Here is a 16,197-nt window from a genome sequence, read left to right as displayed (position 1 = left end):
TTGCAGCAAATGTCAAAATAGTTGAGTGAAGTCATGAGTCTATATGCAACCCAAGATGAAAAAAAACAAGCTGCGGCAAAAGCAGCTTTGAAACATTTGCCTAAAGGCGGCATTTTGGGCGTAGGAACAGGAAGTACCGTTAATTTTTTAATTGATTTATTGCCTGAATTGCAATTAGAGGCGGCAGTTGCCAGTTCGAATGCAACAGCTGAGCGTTTGCAGAAGCTCGGCATCGAAGTGGTTGATATGAACTCTGTGGGTGGTCTGGATGCCTACGTAGATGGTGCTGATGAAATTGACCGTCATATGCATATGATCAAAGGTGGTGGTGCTGCCTTAACCCGTGAAAAAATCGTTGCTTCGATTGCAAAGAAATTTGTATGTATCGTTGATGATTCGAAATGGGTTGACCAGTTGGGCCGTGATTTTCCACTTCCTGTTGAAGTGATTCCGATGGCACGTTCTGCTGTTGCACGTAAAATCGTCGCTTTAGGCGGTGACCCGGTTTATCGCGAAGGTGTGGTGACGGATAACGGTAACGTGATTCTGGACGTATTTAACTTAAATATTCTGAATGCGCTTGAGCTGGAAAAAACCATTAACGATATTCCAGGTGTGGTCACGAACGGTATCTTTGCAATCAATGCAGCGAGTATTGCGATTGTTGCAACCAATAATGGTATCGAAGAGCGTACTGCACAATAATGCAGGCAGTTTCTTTAGAAACCTTATTACCTGAAATTAAAGTGGTTCGACATGCAAGGGCGAGAAATCTGCGCTTGCGTGTGGAACCCACAGGTATTCGTTTAACGGTTCCACTATTTTGCAGTAAAAAACAGATCCAGCAGTTTTTAAATAACTCTGAGCAATGGCTGGTTGAAACCTGGGGCAGACAACAAAAACAATTTAATCAGAACCTAGATTTTCCCGAGCAACTTTCATTATTTTTTCATTCTCAACCGTTTCAGATCATTCGACAATCACAACGACATATTTTTAAGTTTGATTGGGAACAACAAGCCATCTTTATACGAGATACGGCGTCGGAGAAAGCGTTGCAGGCGGCTGTCATGGCCTATGCCAAGCAATTTTTACCTGATTATCTGGATCAGGTTAGTCAGGAAATCGGCTTGGCTTATCAATCTTGTAGTATTCGGAATCCGAAAACCCGTTGGGGCAGTTGTAGCTCCAAACATGACATTATGCTCAGTGCCGCATTGGCGCTGATGCCTGAACACAATGTCAGGGCGGTTTGTGTACACGAATTGGCACATACCAGACATTTTGATCATAGTGCTGCGTTCTGGAATGAAGTTGCCAAATATGATCCACATTATCTTGTACATCGTCAGCAGTTGAAGCAAATTCAATTACCGAGTTGGTACTATAAAAAGGATTAGCCGTTAAAAAAGCGGTTATGTTGTACAGCTAAACCTTTTCGGATACGCCAGGCCTGTTTAAGGTTTGGAACATCATTCTGCCACTGTTTCAGCACAAGAATGATAGCAATGATTTCTGCACGGGTCAGTATTCCTAGCCAGAACACGATCAGGAACAGAATGTGGGATTGTCCTGTTAGGGTCACTTGCACCAACAGTGCAAATAAAAATAAAGTCCAGACTTTGGCACCGAGACTATGAGTGGCAACTTCCTTGCGAAATTTAATAAAACTCACCACATAAATCGCCATTTCAGATGCAACTAAAATAATGATTGGATAGAGATGTTGTTGGAAAAAAGCCGGCTGTTGCAGGTAAATCGAAACGATTGCACAAATAAAAAAGATTTGATCAACATTAGAATCAAGTCGTCGTAAGCGCTCATTTGAAACCCCGAGATGTCGGGCAAGCATGCCGTCAAAGATATCACTAAGCAGACCAAGGGTAAGAAAAATAACGGTATAGACTGGATAAAATTCAGGTTGAAATAAAGTCACTGCGACGATGAGAAAACCGAGTATGACTCTGAAATAAATCAGCAAGGTCGGAATTTTATATTTTAAAGACATGAATAAAATGAAATAGCATGATTATTTTGAGTATAGCATCTGGATAAATGAAACAGTTTTAACATGATCGCTTTCATGTAAATGACAGCAGCCTCGAAAGGCTGCTGTCGTGTTTAAAACGATTTTATTTAATACCTAAAGCATCGCGCATGATAAAGAATAAATCGGTTTGATCGAGTAAGCCTGATACATTGGCAGCACGCGGACCATAAGCGGCTGTACGAACCTGGGCGCCGGTATGATGCTGGCTTTTACCTTCAGGTGCAGTGCCATAATTAATTGCCATTGCGACGCCATCTTTGGTTTTGAGTGCTGCTGTTTGACCAGGGCTGTCACCATCCACAGGAATGATCTGGCTGGTATGCGCATGGTCACCTGTAACAATAATCAGGGTATCACCATGTTCTTTTGCAAACTTTAAAGCCACCTGAATGGCTTGATCCAGTTGTACGGTTTCACCAATTTGACCGCATGGATCTGCTGCGTGATTTCTTTTGTCAATTGAACCGCTTTCAACCTGTAAGAAGAAACCCTTAGGGTTGGGTTGAAGTAACTCAATGGCTTTTTCAGTCATTTGAGCCAAGCGGGGGGTAGAAGCACTAAATTCAGCATTATCTCTACAACTTTCCGCCTCCTTTTTATGTCCATTCAATTGAGTTGCTGGACCTGTCCAGATCACAGGAAGATTTCCATCTGCAAATAAACCGAGTAAAGGTTGGTTTTGATTGGCACGATCAACTGCTTTTAACGCGTTGAGGTCTTCGACGATATGGTAGTTTTCTAATTTCGCGCGTTCAAGTAAGGTCTTGCCTTGGAAAGGACCTGCTTTTGCTACTTCATAGAATGTTTTCTTACCGCCGCCTAAAGTCACGTCTGCTCGAGTTGTTAAAAGCTGTTCGGTAATTGAACCTAATCCACCTTTCTCAAGTGCGCTTTCGGGACAACGTTTGCTGGTTTCATTTGGTCCATAACATTTACGTGAGCTGATATGCGAAACCAAAGCAGCAGGCGTTGCATCCTGTAACTCTGTGGTGGTGACATTTCCCGTCGCAAAACCAGCTTTCTTGGCGAGTTCCAGAATAGTGGCATGCTGTTTTTGATAAATATCTACACCTAGTGCATTGTTATAGGTCTTAACCCCTGAAGCCCATGCCGTCGCAGAAGCTGCCGAGTCTGTAACATAATCAATCGCACCATTCTTATCCAGCGCATAGGTGGTATAACTTCCGGTAAAAGGGAGTACATCTAAACCTTTAAAGTAACCCGCAGCACCTTCGGCATAGTTTCTGGCTGAGGTAATCTCGGAGTCACTGGTGCCATCACCAATAAACAGAATAATATTTTTTACGGTCTTGTCACTTAAAGAATTTTTTAAAGCTTGGGTACGTTCTTGTTTTAAGCGGGTTGCACCACCGAACTGACGAATATTACCTTTTGCACCCGGTTCTAATAATTCTCCGGGCTGTGGGTTGGGAGAGGAAATAGGAGGTTCTGTTGTTGGCGGTTTGGGTTGTGGGGATGGCTGGTTATTATTAGCGGAATCATTGTCGCTTCCGCAACCAACAAGCAATGAAATAAGGGCTGGTAAAAGTAATGGTTTAAGTTTCACTTAATTTCAACCTAAATATTAGTTGAAATGGATAGTAATAATAAAATGTTAAGGTTTGGTTAAAATTATATTTTGATTTCTTTATATTATTTTAAAAAGGCATTGGAATCGAAATTCCAGTGCCTTCATTAATATTTTAAGTTTTTAAAAACTACATTGTAATTGTGTTGTTTGCAGTTGATCTGGAGCTTTACGATTGTCAAGCCCAGCACTTGCACTGATTACCTGATTGGCTTTGATTCTGATCTGAATGAAATTATATTGTAAGGTACTGTTGTTGGGTTCGGTAGAACTACTATTCAGTAGATATTCAAAATTGGCTTTATCAACCTGTAATAGATTGTCAGTGCTATCGCCGTCCAGTTTTGAGCTAAATGTTTGCCCATTTCTTATTAACTCTAATTCTCCATCTGCACGGATATTGAGTTGACAGTTGCTGCTGATATCCTTGTAATTGCCTATTAGATATTCAATTGAAGGTAAACTTGCACTAACAATATTAATGCCTGTCATACCTTGTTTGCATGGGAAAATAGAACCATTACAGGTTTGGGTGCTATCTGAAAAGCCGACAGCACGACGGTAGTCACCCGCACCAATGACACGGAATGCATTGTTGGTGTTATTGGTAGGGCCATTTCCAGCATAGGATTTTTGCTGTAATAATGTATAAGCTTGCGGGTTTGTAGAGGCCTGATTATAGCGATTTGCCAATTGCAAAACTGCCTGTTTGAGCGAACTAGCAAAAGTGTCTCTCGTATTTTTTTGATTTTCTGCAATAAATACCAAGTTATTTTTAGAAGGATCAATATTGTCTGGGGTTGGTGGAACTAGACTTGTTAATGAGCTCTGATCACCACGGATTGTTTTTGCATCCAGATAGCCATCTTTTAAATCGATCGCCAAGTTCTTGGTAAATTCAGCAAAGTTATTATTAGGATAGGCATTGATCCATTGTTGAATAAAGCCAAAACTCAGATAGGTATTGACATATAAGTTTGTATTTAACGTTGCGTCTAAGGGCGAGAATACATTCAAAATATAAGAAGGATTTAAATTTGGAATATCCAGTTGATAAAATGCATTGGTTAAAGCTGAATTGATATCGGCTATAGCAAGATTTAATTGGGATGCACTTACTTTTGTTGGATTGATCTTACTATCCGTTGGTAAATTGCCTGAGCGTATTAAAGCACGCTGATAAACAGCTTCTGTATTGGGATTGATATAAATTGTTTGGGTTAGATTACTGGTATTGACTTCAACCAAACTGTGTAAGGTCATTGAAATATTTTGGTATTGACCAGTTTGAAAATCATAAACCAATGAATTAGGTGTGGTTGATATTTCAATACGATATAAACGCTGTTTATCTAGAGTGCGCGGCAGAGTAACATTAATATTAGAAGTAGTACTTAATTTTTGTTCTAAAATCAGTGTATTGTCAAAATTGTCATAGATTTTAAGTACCACATCGCGCATTTCAACGGCAGTTTTAATACTAAAGTTCTTTGGCTTGGGTTCTGTAACCGTAGGTGTGGTCTCTACCCTTGCTTGACTTTCACCACTTCCACATCCAACCAATGTTGAACTTAATAGCAGGGTACTGAGTCCCAAGCAAATATAGTGATTTAATCTTTGTTTTTGTTTCAAAGAAGGCATTCCAGCTCTCCAAAATTTTGCATCCATGAAATTTATTATTACCGCAATGTTTTTTATTCTATTCGAATCGCTAGCGGAAACAATAGTGTTTCTTGACCAATGGTGAAATCATTTTGCTTCAAACCGTTTGTTTTGAACTTTATTAAACATTCAGGAAACATAAAGAATGAAGATCAGTCTATCAATTTCTTAGCTAACCCATCTTTATTTTGTTAAAAGTTAGAGACTTGAAGATTGTGTAAAACAGGGCAAACTGCCATACTACTGGCCTAAATGAAAGCTAGAGGTGTCACACGTGATTTCTGTTGGTATTGTTGGTGGAACTGGATACACAGGGGTTGAGCTATTACGTCTATTACTTAGACATGCACAGGTTCAAGTTCGTATTCTCACTTCTCGTACAGAAGCAGGAAAGCGCGTTGCGGATATGTTCCCAAGTTTACGTGGCCACACGACACTTGAGTTTTCAGATCTGGATTTAGAACAGTTGAAACAATGTGATGTGGTGTTTTTCGCTACACCGCATGGCGTTGCCATGCAGCATGCAGAAGCCTTAACGGCTGCTGGCACTAAAGTGATTGATCTGGCAGCCGATTTTCGTTTACAAAATCTTGAGCAATTTGAGAAATGGTATGGCATGCAACATAGCTGCCCAGCGATTCTGAAAGACTCGGTTTACGGTTTAACTGAATTAAATCGCGAAAAGATCAAACAGGCGCAAGTGATTGGTAATCCTGGCTGTTATCCAACCACAGTACAATTGGGTTTAGCGCCATTGCTAAAAACGGCGACGCAACTAATCAATACACAAAGTATCATTGTGGATGCAAAATCGGGTGTATCCGGTGCTGGTCGTAAAGCCAGTCTAGGTATGATCTACAGTGAAAATGCAGATAATTTCAAGGCTTATGGTGTTGCTGGACATCGTCATCACCCAGAAATTGTTGAAGCACTGGAAAATATTTCATGTCAAAAAGGACAGTTTGATCAACTGATTTTTGTTCCACATCTGGTTCCGATGATTCGTGGTATGTTGAGCACGATTTATGTGGATTTAAATGAACAGGGACAGCAAGCAGACTTGCAGAAGCTTTATGAAGATTTCTATAAAGATGAACGTTTTGTTGATGTGATGCCTGCAAATAGCTCACCAGAAACTCGTAGTGTTCGCGGTGCGAATGAGCTCAGAATTGCACTTTATCGCCCACAGCCGAATAAGCTGATTGTGTTGGTGGCTCAGGACAATTTAGTGAAGGGGGCAGCGGGTCAGGCGATTCAAAATATGAATCTCATGTTCGGTTTCGATGAGGCTGCTGGCTTAGAAGGCATTGGTTTATTACCATAAAAAACGCTTTTTTACTTCACACACATTTAAATTTCGATTTTAATGTGTGCTTTGATGCAAATCATAACGATAGAGATGATGATGGAAAACGTTGAACCGACTACTTCACCAGACAGTTCCGTTGAAAAAAATAAGTTTTTAAAAACGAATTTACCTTTGATTATTGGTGCTACCGTTCTGATCGGTAGTAGTTTTATGCTGGGTTATACTGTCGGACACCGTCAGGGTTTAACCGTTGTTGGTTACGATGCTGATGCGGAACAATTGGTCGATGTTGTCCAGAAACAGAAGACCGCTTTGGATGCTGTGAGTAAGAGCTTAAATGCGGCTGTACAAGAGCGTGATATGGCAGTAGGCAACGCAGATGATCTATTCAAATCTGTGAATCAGGCCAATGCGGACAAAGCCCAGTTTGAGGGAATGAATGCGATTTATCGTGAAATCCTCAGACAACGTGGTGGTGTAAGTTTAACGATTCAAAATATGGCAATTAAGTCATTACCTGAAAATGCGTATGAATATCAGATTGATCTTGTTCAGGTCAGCCCGAACAAACGCCGTGCTTCAGGTTCAGTCGAATTACGTCTAATTAAGGATACTGAAGTTCTAATCGTACCTTTAGAAGATAAAAACTTCAACTTTGAGGATTTTGAGCGTTTAACTGGCCGCTGGACCATGCCAAAAGGCTTTACGCCGCAATTTATTGAAGTGCGCTTAACTGGATCAGGTACACCGATCATTAAACGTTTTAGCTGGCAACGTGGTAAGCCTGTGGATGTAAGTTCTGCCTTTGTGTCAGAAATTCCTCAAGCCGAAGCGAATGCTCAATAATTTTTTAGATTAAGAACTGGATATGCGAAGATACAAGCGTCAAATGAATTTAAGTGAAGTGAAAAACTCTTTTCATCAATCAGGTTATGTCGATTGGCACTTAAATCCACGTTTAAGTGATTCGCAGGAAGATCATGAAGGTGAAGTGGTTGTACAGACAGCCCCACCTGAATTAAAGCGTCCGCCATTATATGCGGTGGTTTTAATGAATGATGATTACACTCCAATGGATTTTGTCATTGAAGTTCTACAAAGTTATTTTGGTATGGACTTTGATCAGGCCAGTCAGGTGATGCTGACTGTTCATTATGAAGGTAAGGGAACAGCAGGCATTTATCCAAGAGATATCGCTGAAACCAAAGCCAATCAGGTGAATAACTATGCCCGCGCGCAAGGTCATCCATTGTTATGCCAGATCGAACCTGAGCAGCGTTAAGAAAAGCAACGCTTTTTAGCTGCGCAAGACGAACAGCTATGCTGTGAGTGAAGGCGTTAAGAAAAGCAACGCTTTTTAGCTGCGCAAGACGAACAGCTATGCTGTGAGTGAAGGCGTTAAGAAAAGCGAAGCACTTGCGGAATTCCATTCCTCATGCGCAAGGCCTTGCGCCATGTTATGGCTCATATGTTGCGAGTGAAAGCGCTAAGAAAAGCGAAGCTTTGTTCCGAGTGCAAGACCTTGCCATTATGGCTCATATACTGTGAATCAAAGCATTAAAACTAATTCTTATTCTATAAAATCCCTAGCAAAAACTCTTGAGAAGTCTCTATGCTTCTCAGGAATTTCGCGCATGATGATTATATTGAGATTTAGTATTCATCCTTAAATTGTTAAATCATATTGGCTTGATTTTTATGAACCCTAATTAACATTTGAAAAATTCACTTTAACTACATTATTCTGATATTTATTAAGTAAATTATCATATTTGCTGAATATTTAATCAAATTGGTGGGTTTTATCCACTTTGTAATTGAATTTTTACAACAATACTTTGTTTTGAAACTTGACCAAGATAGTCAACTAATGCTAACAGTAGAATATGAAGCAAAGAGACTTGTAGATGTATATTCAATCACGTTTACAGAAGCTCAGCGGATCAAGTTAATAATTCGCTTTTTCATTAAAAGATTCTCTTTTTTTGATAGAGCCCAAGATATAAGGGGGTTACATGCTCAGTCGTCAATTAGAAGTATCGTTACGTTTGGCTGTTAGCATGGCTCGTCAAAAGAGACATGAGTTTCTGACAGTTGAACATTTGTTGCTTGCCTTGCTGGATAATGATTCAGCCGTAAATGCGTTAAAAGCCTGTGGGGCTGATATCGTTACTTTGCGTAAAGAACTAGAGGAATATGTAGAGCAACATACCCCGAAACTTGGTGATAATAGTGAACAGGCTCCTCATCCAACAGAGAGTTTTGATCGAATTCTGCAACGTGCCATTTTTCATGTTCAGTCAAGCGGCGGCGATCGTACTGTTGAAGGTGCGGATGTACTGGTTGCAATGTATTCGGAACGTGATTCTTTTGCCGTTTATTTACTTAAACGTCATCAAATTAACCGTTTGACACTAACTCAATACTTATCGCATGGCACACGTAAAGATGAGATTCAGGTTGAGGAAGAAGTTGAAGATATTGAAGGTGAAAATGCGGCGTCTGCCAATGCAGGCCCATTAGAGCAATATACGCTTAACTTAAATGTTGAAGCTCAAAAGGGTAAAACAGATCCTTTAATTGGACGTGAAAAAGAAATTGAGCGTGCGGCACAAATTTTATGTCGTCGTCGTAAAAATAACCCGCTTTTAGTGGGTGATCCAGGCGTGGGTAAAACCTCAATTGCTGAAGGTCTGGCTTGGTTAATCGTGAACGGTAAAGCGCCAAAACCATTGGCAAATGCTGAAGTGTATAGTCTGGATATCGGTGCACTTGTTGCAGGTACCAAATATCGCGGTGACTTTGAAAAGCGTTTGAAACAGTTATTGAATGCTTTGAAAAAGAATCCGAATGCGATTCTATTCATTGATGAAATTCATATGATTATTGGCGCTGGTTCGAGCATGGGCAGCACCATGGATGCATCGAATCTGATCAAGCCCGCATTAGCAAATGGTAGCTTGCGTTGCATTGGTTCAACCACTTTCCAGGAATATCGTCAGGTATTTGAAAAAGATCATGCATTGTCTCGTCGTTTCCAAAAAATTGACGTGAATGAACCGAGTATCAATGAAACGATTGAAATTTTACGTGGCTTGAAAAACAAGTTCGAAGATTTCCATCATGTTGAATACGATGATAAAGCGTTAGTTGCGGCTGTTGAGTTGTCTGCGAAATTTATCAATGACCGTTTCTTGCCAGATAAAGCCATTGATGTGATTGATGAAGCAGGTGCGCAACGTCGTTTAAAAGCGGAAGTAGATGGTACCACTATCTCTGTTGAAAATATCGAGGATATCGTCTCCAAAATTGCCCGTATTCCACCGAAAACGGTTTCTAAAGATGACAAGTCCGTACTTGAGAATCTGGAACGTGATCTGAAACGTGTGGTGTTTGGGCAGGATGAAGCTATTACGGCACTTTCATCAGCGATCAAATTGTCTCGTGCCGGCTTGAAAGCGCCAGATAAACCAGTGGGTAGTTTTGTTTTTGCTGGCCCAACAGGGGTAGGTAAAACTGAGGTTACTAAACAGCTTGCCAAGCTTTTAGGTGTCGAACTGGTTCGTTTCGATATGTCGGAATATATGGAACGTCATGCGGTTTCCCGTTTGATCGGTGCACCTCCGGGCTATGTGGGCTATGATCAAGGTGGTTTACTGACTGATGCGATTCATAAAAATCCGCATTGTGTACTCTTGCTTGATGAGATTGAAAAAGCGCATCCAGATGTCTTTAACTTGTTGTTGCAAATCATGGACCATGGTGCTTTGACCGATAACAATGGCCGAAAGTCTGATTTCAGAAATGTGATTATTGTTTTAACTACCAATATCGGTGCTGAAAGTATAGTCCGTGCTAGCATTGGCTTTACTGAACAAGATCATAGTTCAGACAATCAGGATGCAATGAAACGTGCATTCTCACCTGAATTCCGTAACCGTTTAGATGGCGTGATACAATTTAAAGCACTTCCAACCACGATTATTGATTCAGTAGTGGATAAGTTCTTGACCGAGCTGCAAGCGCAACTGGATGAGAAACAGGTGGTGCTGGATGTCGATCAAAGTGCACGTGACTGGTTATCAACTAACGGTTATGACCGTCTGATGGGTGCTCGTCCAATGCAACGTCTGATTCAGGAACATCTGAAAAAACCACTTGCCGAGATGATTCTATTCGGTGAGCTTGCTGAGCATGGCGGTAACGTTGCAGTTTCTGTGAAAACAGAAAATGGCAAAGAAGTCGGTTTAAAACTGGAAGTATTTGAAGATCATATTAACCCGAGTGCTGAACCTGCTTAATGTTTGAAATTTCATTCTCAATAACCCAAGTACTTAAAGTATTTGGGTTATTTTTCGTCACAGCAATTGCTGAAATCTTAGGTTGTTATTTTCCTTATTTGATTTTAAATCAAGGAAAGTCACATTGGTTATGGATTCCTACGGCCTTAAGTCTGGCTGTATTTGTTTGGCTGCTAACCCTACATCCCGCTGCATCGGGTCGTATTTATGCGGCTTATGGTGGGATCTATGTTTTCACTGCCTTATTGTGGCTGCGTTATGTTGATCAAGTCATGCTGACACGTTGGGATATTTTGGGTGGGATCGTTGTTGTTTGTGGCGCCTGCCTGATTATTTTACAGCCGCAAGGTTTGGTGCGTTAAATAAATATCAGCATGGAGCACAAATGATCAACATGCTGATATTTAGTCCTATAAGTATTAACTGAGTAGATAGCTTGCATGGATTCCGCATTCTGCAACAAAGCTTTCATCGTGCGACACCAGTATCACAGCGCCATTAAAAGAGCGGATCGCTTGGGCCAGTAACTCACGAGATTCAATATCGAGATGGTTCTCTGGTTCATCGAGAAGTAACAGCTCAACTGCTTGTTGTTTTAAGCCCAATAATGCCACTTTCAGACGTTCTCCACCGCTCAATGTTGTTAAAGGGCTCAGGGCTTTATCTCTACGGATTTGTAGGTTGCCTAATAGGGTGCGTGCCTGTTGCTCGGTCAGATTTGAATCTATACCACATAGATATTCAACAGCAGATAGATTTTCATTGAGTAATGAAAGATTCTGATCCAGATAGACAGCACTTACTTTGCAATAAATCTCTCCTGCAAGTGACGGGATTAAGCCTTGAAGGGTTTTGAGTAAAGTGGATTTACCCGTACCGTTTGCGCCAATTAAATGCAATTTTTCACCAGCGGATAGGGCTAGATCAATTGGCTGTGTTTTTGCATAAGTCAGTTGTAATTGCTGACAGCGTAAGATTTCACCTGATTTATCGCTCGTTTGAGTAAATTCAAAAGACTGGGATTTAAAGTGTTCCAGTTGCGTTTGTTTTTGCTGCAACCCATCTTTTGCATCTGCAAGCTGTTTGCTCTGCTGTTTGCGCAGGTGTGAAAGCGATTGCTCAGACTGTTCTTTCTTGGCATCCAATAAAATAGGAGCCTGAGAACCAGAGACCCTTAATTTTTCACCTGTTTTTTTACGCTTTTGTGCTTTCATCTGACTCTGATGATGTTGCTCTTTCAGCTGTTTTAATTCGCGTTTTTCTTGCTGTACTGCATTTGACAATGCTTCGACTTGTCGCTGATGTTGCTGCTGATAGAGTGCATAATTGCCACCGTAGTAATGTAGCCCCAGTTGATTCAAGGCAAAAATACCCTGCACATGAGACAGTAGCTGTCGATCATGACTGATCATTAAACCGCCAGTAGGGTGTTGTGCCATTTGCTCAATCAACCATTGTCGTCCCTGAGTATCTAAATGATTACTCGGTTCATCTAGAAGAAGATAATGATCTTTAAAAAGGAATAACCGACAAAGCGCAAGCTTGGTTTTTTGGCCTTCACTCAAATGTTGAGTCGGTGTATACAGTGCAGTAGGTAATCCTGCACTTTCTAGCAGGTGTTGCCATTCGGTGGGTAAATGCCAGAGCTGTTCAACTTGATCATAATCGGAAAATGAAGCCGTACCTTGCTGAATCCGTTCAAAGCACTGATATAAATCTTCAATATCCAACGCTTGAGCAATGGTATGGGCTTGTACACGCTGAAGCTGAGCAAGATGCTGATGTGGGCATTGCCAGTTAATTTGACCTGAATAAGCGAGTTCAGTCGATTGTCCCTGAAGCAGGGACATTAATAGTGATTTACCTTGACCATTACGTCCAATCAACCCGCAAAACTGATTTAAGGGAAGCTGGAATGAGAGCTGATCAAAGATTTTGTGCTGTGCGAATTCAAGCGATAGATTTGAAACGATACATGCCTGCTGAGTCATAAGAAACCTCATAAACAGGATATGCAAAATAGAGAAATATAGATAATTTTAGTAAGTGTTGCTAAATGATAGATAAGTCTATTTTGCACATCAAAAATAAAAATGGATTTTGATGATAAAAATAGGACTTACTTCATTGGCGTGATCTCGGATTGCTGTATTTTTCATCTATTCTATGAGTTAAGCGAGCAAAGGTCAAATTTCAGGATTTTGAAGTGCTGATTAAAAAAACATAAAAAATGCTTGTCAAATGCTGAAATAGTGCGTAATTTAATACTTAGACACAGTTTTTTAGATATTTGAAATAAACATGTTAAAGCATACTGTAAACACAAACGCATACTTTTATTTTTGGCAATATTAATCGTTGCCTGATGTGTTTCGGGCAGCAAAAAGGGTTGCCCAACCAGTTAATACCTGATCGGCAACACCGATCAGGTTTTTTTATGCTTTAACAATCATTATTTTAGGAGAAATAGCATGTACACATTTAATTATTCATATTTTAGCAAGATCACCTGGTTTTACTTTGCAAAAAAATCAACATCGCTTAGATCACTCTTGCTCAAATAAATGAAAAGGACTGCGAAGAAGGCCAGTCCAAAGGAATTGAAAAATGAATGCTTTAAATACTGCTTTGACACAACCACAAACACACACAAAAGAATCAATGCTTAGCTTGCCATCACAACTCAAAGCGCAGTATCCCTTGTCTGCAACTTTAACGCAGCAAATTTCAAAACATCGTCAAACGATTCAAAATATTTTATCAGGGCAAGATCATCGCCTAATAGTGATTACCGGGCCTTGCTCGATTCATGATCCTGTCGCAGTACTCGAATATGCTGATCGACTGCAACAACTCCAAGAACAAGTCAAAGATCAGATTTTCCTGGTGATGCGTGCCTACATTGAAAAACCACGTACTACAGTGGGCTGGAAGGGTTTTTTATACGATCCAAATTTAGATGGATCATCAGATTTACAACTGGGCCTAGAAAAGTCCCGTGCGCTTTATTTGCAACTGGTGGAAAAAGGCTTGCCGATTGCCAGTGAAATCTTAAGCCCAATGGCGACAGGTTACTTTGATGACTTGCTGGCTTGGGGTGCAATTGGTGCGCGTACCAGCGAATCACAAATTCACCGTGAAATTGCCAGCCACATGCCATACAGCATTGGTTTTAAAAATGGCACCGATGGCTCGATCCAGATCGCTTTAGATGCGATTCAGTCTGCCATGAACGGACATCAATTTCTCGGTATGACCCAACAAGGTCTGCCTGCGATTCTGCATAGTGCAGGTAATCCATTGCCACATCTGATTTTACGTGGTTCAAATCATGGTACGAATTATGATCTGGCATCAATTCAGGCAATGCATTTCAAACATAAGCATTTGCCGGCATTGGTGATTGATTGTAGTCATGGCAATAGTGCCAAAGATCCGCTAAAACAACCCCAAGTCTTGCAGCAAATTATTGCAGAGCGTGCTGAATCGAAAGTACGCGGTGTGATGATTGAGAGTCATCTGGTGGATGGTAATCAAAAAATTTCCTGTGATATGACGTATGGTCAGTCAGTTACTGATGGTTGTCTGGGTTGGGATAAAACAGCACAGGCTTTGCTGGATGTGGCTGAACAAATGCGACATAAAAACTAAAGCTAAAAAAGCCAGTCATCAGACTGGCTTTTTTATTCAGCTTAATTTAAGCGGCCTGAATAGAATGAGCCGCAAGAAAATGACCTATTTCCTGACTAAACTTTCTTGGTTCAGTAATCAGAGGCGTATGCCCAGAGCGTTCGAAATAAACCGCTGTCGCATTTGACAAGCTCTCTGCGATCAGGGTTTGTCCCATTTCAGGGTACAGGGTAGATTCACGACCAATAAAGAAGGTGGTCGGGCAATTTAACTGGCGAATTGCATCGCGATAATCTTCATCATGGTTAAGATAGTTTTCTACATACCAAAGCAAGTAATCCAGACGTTGAATCGGGAGTAAATACTTTTGTAGGAAAGGACGATTGAGCGCCAGTTTGAAAATTTTCGGACTATAGTTATTACTGCCTTGTAGCTCAATAAAGGCGGCCCATAAGCTCACTAGCTTATAGCGAATATCATTCGGTAAATCTTCAAGCTTCTGTGCATATTTGTACTCGAGCAACAAGGTTTGAATATCGAGCAGGAGGATTTTAAATTGCGGATGCTTTTCTCCAAATAAGCCATACTGCCAGGAGTCATCAACAGAGATCTTTGGCGTTTGGTCAATATGTAAATATGCTTTGAGTTTCTCGGCCAAATTACCATGCTTCATGCCATGCATAGCTGTGGTCGCTCCCATGGAATAGCCCATCAGGATAAACTGATCCAGTTTTAGTTGCTGAATGAGACTATTTACATCATTCCAGTGGCTCGAAATTGCATCGAGATCCGGAATCGCACAATGTTTTGAACCGCCAAAACCGCGCCAGTCCGGAATGATAAATTCATATTGTTTGCGATTGGCAAATAAGAAAGGCAGCCATTGCCAGCTTTGCATGCCCAGACCTGACAACACCAGCACAGGTTCACCTTCACCGACACGTCGTACAAATAATTTTTCCTGATCCGGCATGCTATAAAATGGCATTATTGTTCTCCAGTCTCGTTTGCTTCCTCAAACTTTCTCAATTGAGGGATCATCTGTTCCAACCATTTTATCCATTCACTTTCTGTAATGATACCAAGTTCAAGAATCATTTTATGGATGAACAGTACACGGTTGGTGGGTTCGTTATTGTCAAAATCTTTAGCATGAATGGCTTGATAAAGGCTTAATTTTTCCTTATGAAGCGATAGATGGCGTTCCAGCTCCGGCAAAATGCTATTGCCGCCCAGTTGAGCTTCAGCCCTTAACCTGACCATAAGATCATCGCGTAATTGTGCGGGTTCACTTTGTTGTTCAATCCATGAAGCCAGTTGTATTCTTCCAAGTTGTTCAACTTGATAAGTTTTTTTACGGCTGTTGGCAGCTTGTTCTTCTAAAGTCGAAATCCATCCTTTTTTCAGCATCCCGTTGAGTTCACGATAGATCTGCTGATGAGTCGCATTCCAAAAGAAGCCCATTGAACGGTCAAAGCGACGAGCCAAGTCAAAACCTGTACTTGGTTTTTCCAATAAGCTGGTCAATAAAACATGGGCGAGTGACATGATGTTCCATAATAAAAAATGACTCATCAGAATTATGCAATATGTTGCATAAAAATCAAATCTTGTTTATAACTTTATGCAACAAGTTGCATTAGCAAGCAGAATGCGA

Annotated in this window: 14 protein-coding genes; 8 read left to right on the top strand and 6 right to left on the bottom strand. The window is 40.7% G+C overall.

The features are described 5' to 3' along the window. The first annotated feature begins 33 nt into the window (after positions 1-33). A complete protein-coding gene (rpiA, locus tag J699_RS15835; RefSeq protein ID WP_032869480.1) occupies positions 34-705 on the top strand; it encodes a ribose-5-phosphate isomerase RpiA in 672 nt (223 codons plus the stop codon). After that, a complete protein-coding gene (locus J699_RS15840; RefSeq protein WP_032869482.1) occupies positions 705-1,400 on the top strand; it encodes a M48 family metallopeptidase in 696 nt (231 codons plus the stop codon). The genes rpiA and J699_RS15840 overlap by 1 nt, the downstream gene beginning before the upstream one ends. On the opposite strand, the gene J699_RS15845 is transcribed toward J699_RS15840, so the two are convergent. The 3 genes from J699_RS15845 to J699_RS15855 form a co-directional block, all read right to left on the bottom strand. Beyond that, the gene (locus J699_RS15845) at positions 1,397-2,008 is read right to left on the bottom strand and encodes a CDP-alcohol phosphatidyltransferase family protein (protein ID WP_032869484.1); all 612 of its coding nucleotides are present in this window, start codon (positions 2,006-2,008) and stop codon (positions 1,397-1,399) included. The two genes, J699_RS15840 and J699_RS15845, sit on opposite strands and share 4 nt — an antisense overlap. 124 nt (positions 2,009-2,132) lie before the next feature. Beyond that, entirely contained in the window at positions 2,133-3,617 is a 1,485-nt protein-coding gene (gene phoA, locus J699_RS15850; RefSeq protein WP_032869486.1) for an alkaline phosphatase, read from the bottom strand. 144 nt (positions 3,618-3,761) lie between these two features. After that, entirely contained in the window at positions 3,762-5,279 is a 1,518-nt protein-coding gene (locus J699_RS15855; RefSeq protein ID WP_032869488.1) for a hypothetical protein, read from the bottom strand. 295 nt (positions 5,280-5,574) lie between these two features. Between J699_RS15855 and argC the strand changes: the two genes are divergently transcribed. The 5 genes from argC (at position 5,575) to J699_RS15880 (ending at position 11,272) form a co-directional block, all read left to right on the top strand. Beyond that, positions 5,575-6,624, top strand: coding sequence for an N-acetyl-gamma-glutamyl-phosphate reductase (gene argC, locus J699_RS15860; RefSeq protein ID WP_032869490.1), 1,050 nt, complete (start codon positions 5,575-5,577; stop codon positions 6,622-6,624). A gap of 81 nt (positions 6,625-6,705) precedes the next feature. Next, positions 6,706-7,455, top strand: a complete 750-nt coding sequence (locus J699_RS15865) for a DUF6776 family protein (protein WP_032869492.1) — start codon at positions 6,706-6,708, stop codon at positions 7,453-7,455. 22 nt (positions 7,456-7,477) lie between these two features. After that, positions 7,478-7,891: an ATP-dependent Clp protease adapter ClpS gene (clpS, locus tag J699_RS15870; protein ID WP_165569270.1), complete on the top strand. Its 414-nt coding sequence runs from the start codon at positions 7,478-7,480 to the stop codon at positions 7,889-7,891. A gap of 733 nt (positions 7,892-8,624) precedes the next feature. Further along, the gene (clpA, locus tag J699_RS15875) at positions 8,625-10,910 is read left to right on the top strand and encodes an ATP-dependent Clp protease ATP-binding subunit ClpA (RefSeq protein WP_004772396.1); all 2,286 of its coding nucleotides are present in this window, start codon (positions 8,625-8,627) and stop codon (positions 10,908-10,910) included. Then, complete coding sequence (locus tag J699_RS15880; protein ID WP_032869494.1) at positions 10,910-11,272, top strand: YnfA family protein; 363 nt, start codon at positions 10,910-10,912, stop codon at positions 11,270-11,272. The genes clpA and J699_RS15880 overlap by 1 nt, the downstream gene beginning before the upstream one ends. A gap of 57 nt (positions 11,273-11,329) precedes the next feature. Here J699_RS15880 and J699_RS15885 read toward each other — a convergent pair whose 3' ends face one another. Continuing rightward, positions 11,330-12,901, bottom strand: coding sequence for an ATP-binding cassette domain-containing protein (locus J699_RS15885; protein ID WP_032869496.1), 1,572 nt, complete (start codon positions 12,899-12,901; stop codon positions 11,330-11,332). Between the two features lie 616 nt (positions 12,902-13,517). Here J699_RS15885 and J699_RS15890 point away from each other — a divergent pair. Further along, entirely contained in the window at positions 13,518-14,561 is a 1,044-nt protein-coding gene (locus J699_RS15890; protein WP_032869498.1) for a 3-deoxy-7-phosphoheptulonate synthase, read from the top strand. A gap of 46 nt (positions 14,562-14,607) precedes the next feature. Here the strand turns inward: J699_RS15890 and J699_RS15895 are convergent, their stop codons facing one another. Further along, the gene (locus J699_RS15895) at positions 14,608-15,528 is read right to left on the bottom strand and encodes an alpha/beta fold hydrolase (protein ID WP_032869500.1); all 921 of its coding nucleotides are present in this window, start codon (positions 15,526-15,528) and stop codon (positions 14,608-14,610) included. Continuing rightward, positions 15,528-16,088, bottom strand: a complete 561-nt coding sequence (locus tag J699_RS15900) for a PadR family transcriptional regulator (RefSeq protein ID WP_032869502.1) — start codon at positions 16,086-16,088, stop codon at positions 15,528-15,530. Before J699_RS15900 ends, J699_RS15895 begins: the two co-directional genes overlap by 1 nt. Positions 16,089-16,197: the final 109 nt, after the last annotated feature.

Origin of the sequence: Acinetobacter sp. 1000160 (assembly GCF_000588715.1) — a bacterium.
GTDB lineage: Bacteria > Pseudomonadota > Gammaproteobacteria > Pseudomonadales > Moraxellaceae > Acinetobacter > Acinetobacter courvalinii.
Note: the sequence above shows the minus strand (reverse complement) of the source record. Positions and strands in the feature narration are given on the sequence as shown.

Bases quoted from the DNA above. Each gene is read 5' to 3' on its own strand.
- rpiA (WP_032869480.1), top strand. From the start codon at position 34: ATGAGTCTATATGCAACCCAAGATGAAAAAAAACAAGCTGCGGCAAAA.
- J699_RS15840 (WP_032869482.1), top strand. From the start codon at position 705: ATGCAGGCAGTTTCTTTAGAAACCTTATTACCTGAAATTAAAGTGGTT.
- J699_RS15845 (WP_032869484.1), bottom strand. From the start codon at position 2,008: ATGTCTTTAAAATATAAAATTCCGACCTTGCTGATTTATTTCAGAGTC.
- J699_RS15855 (WP_032869488.1), bottom strand. From the start codon at position 5,279: ATGCCTTCTTTGAAACAAAAACAAAGATTAAATCACTATATTTGCTTG.
- J699_RS15865 (WP_032869492.1), top strand. From the start codon at position 6,706: ATGGAAAACGTTGAACCGACTACTTCACCAGACAGTTCCGTTGAAAAA.
- clpS (WP_165569270.1), top strand. From the start codon at position 7,478: ATGCGAAGATACAAGCGTCAAATGAATTTAAGTGAAGTGAAAAACTCT.
- clpA (WP_004772396.1), top strand. From the start codon at position 8,625: ATGCTCAGTCGTCAATTAGAAGTATCGTTACGTTTGGCTGTTAGCATG.
- J699_RS15880 (WP_032869494.1), top strand. From the start codon at position 10,910: ATGTTTGAAATTTCATTCTCAATAACCCAAGTACTTAAAGTATTTGGG.
- J699_RS15885 (WP_032869496.1), bottom strand. From the start codon at position 12,901: ATGACTCAGCAGGCATGTATCGTTTCAAATCTATCGCTTGAATTCGCA.
- J699_RS15890 (WP_032869498.1), top strand. From the start codon at position 13,518: ATGAATGCTTTAAATACTGCTTTGACACAACCACAAACACACACAAAA.
- J699_RS15895 (WP_032869500.1), bottom strand. From the start codon at position 15,528: ATGCCATTTTATAGCATGCCGGATCAGGAAAAATTATTTGTACGACGT.
- J699_RS15900 (WP_032869502.1), bottom strand. From the start codon at position 16,088: ATGTCACTCGCCCATGTTTTATTGACCAGCTTATTGGAAAAACCAAGT.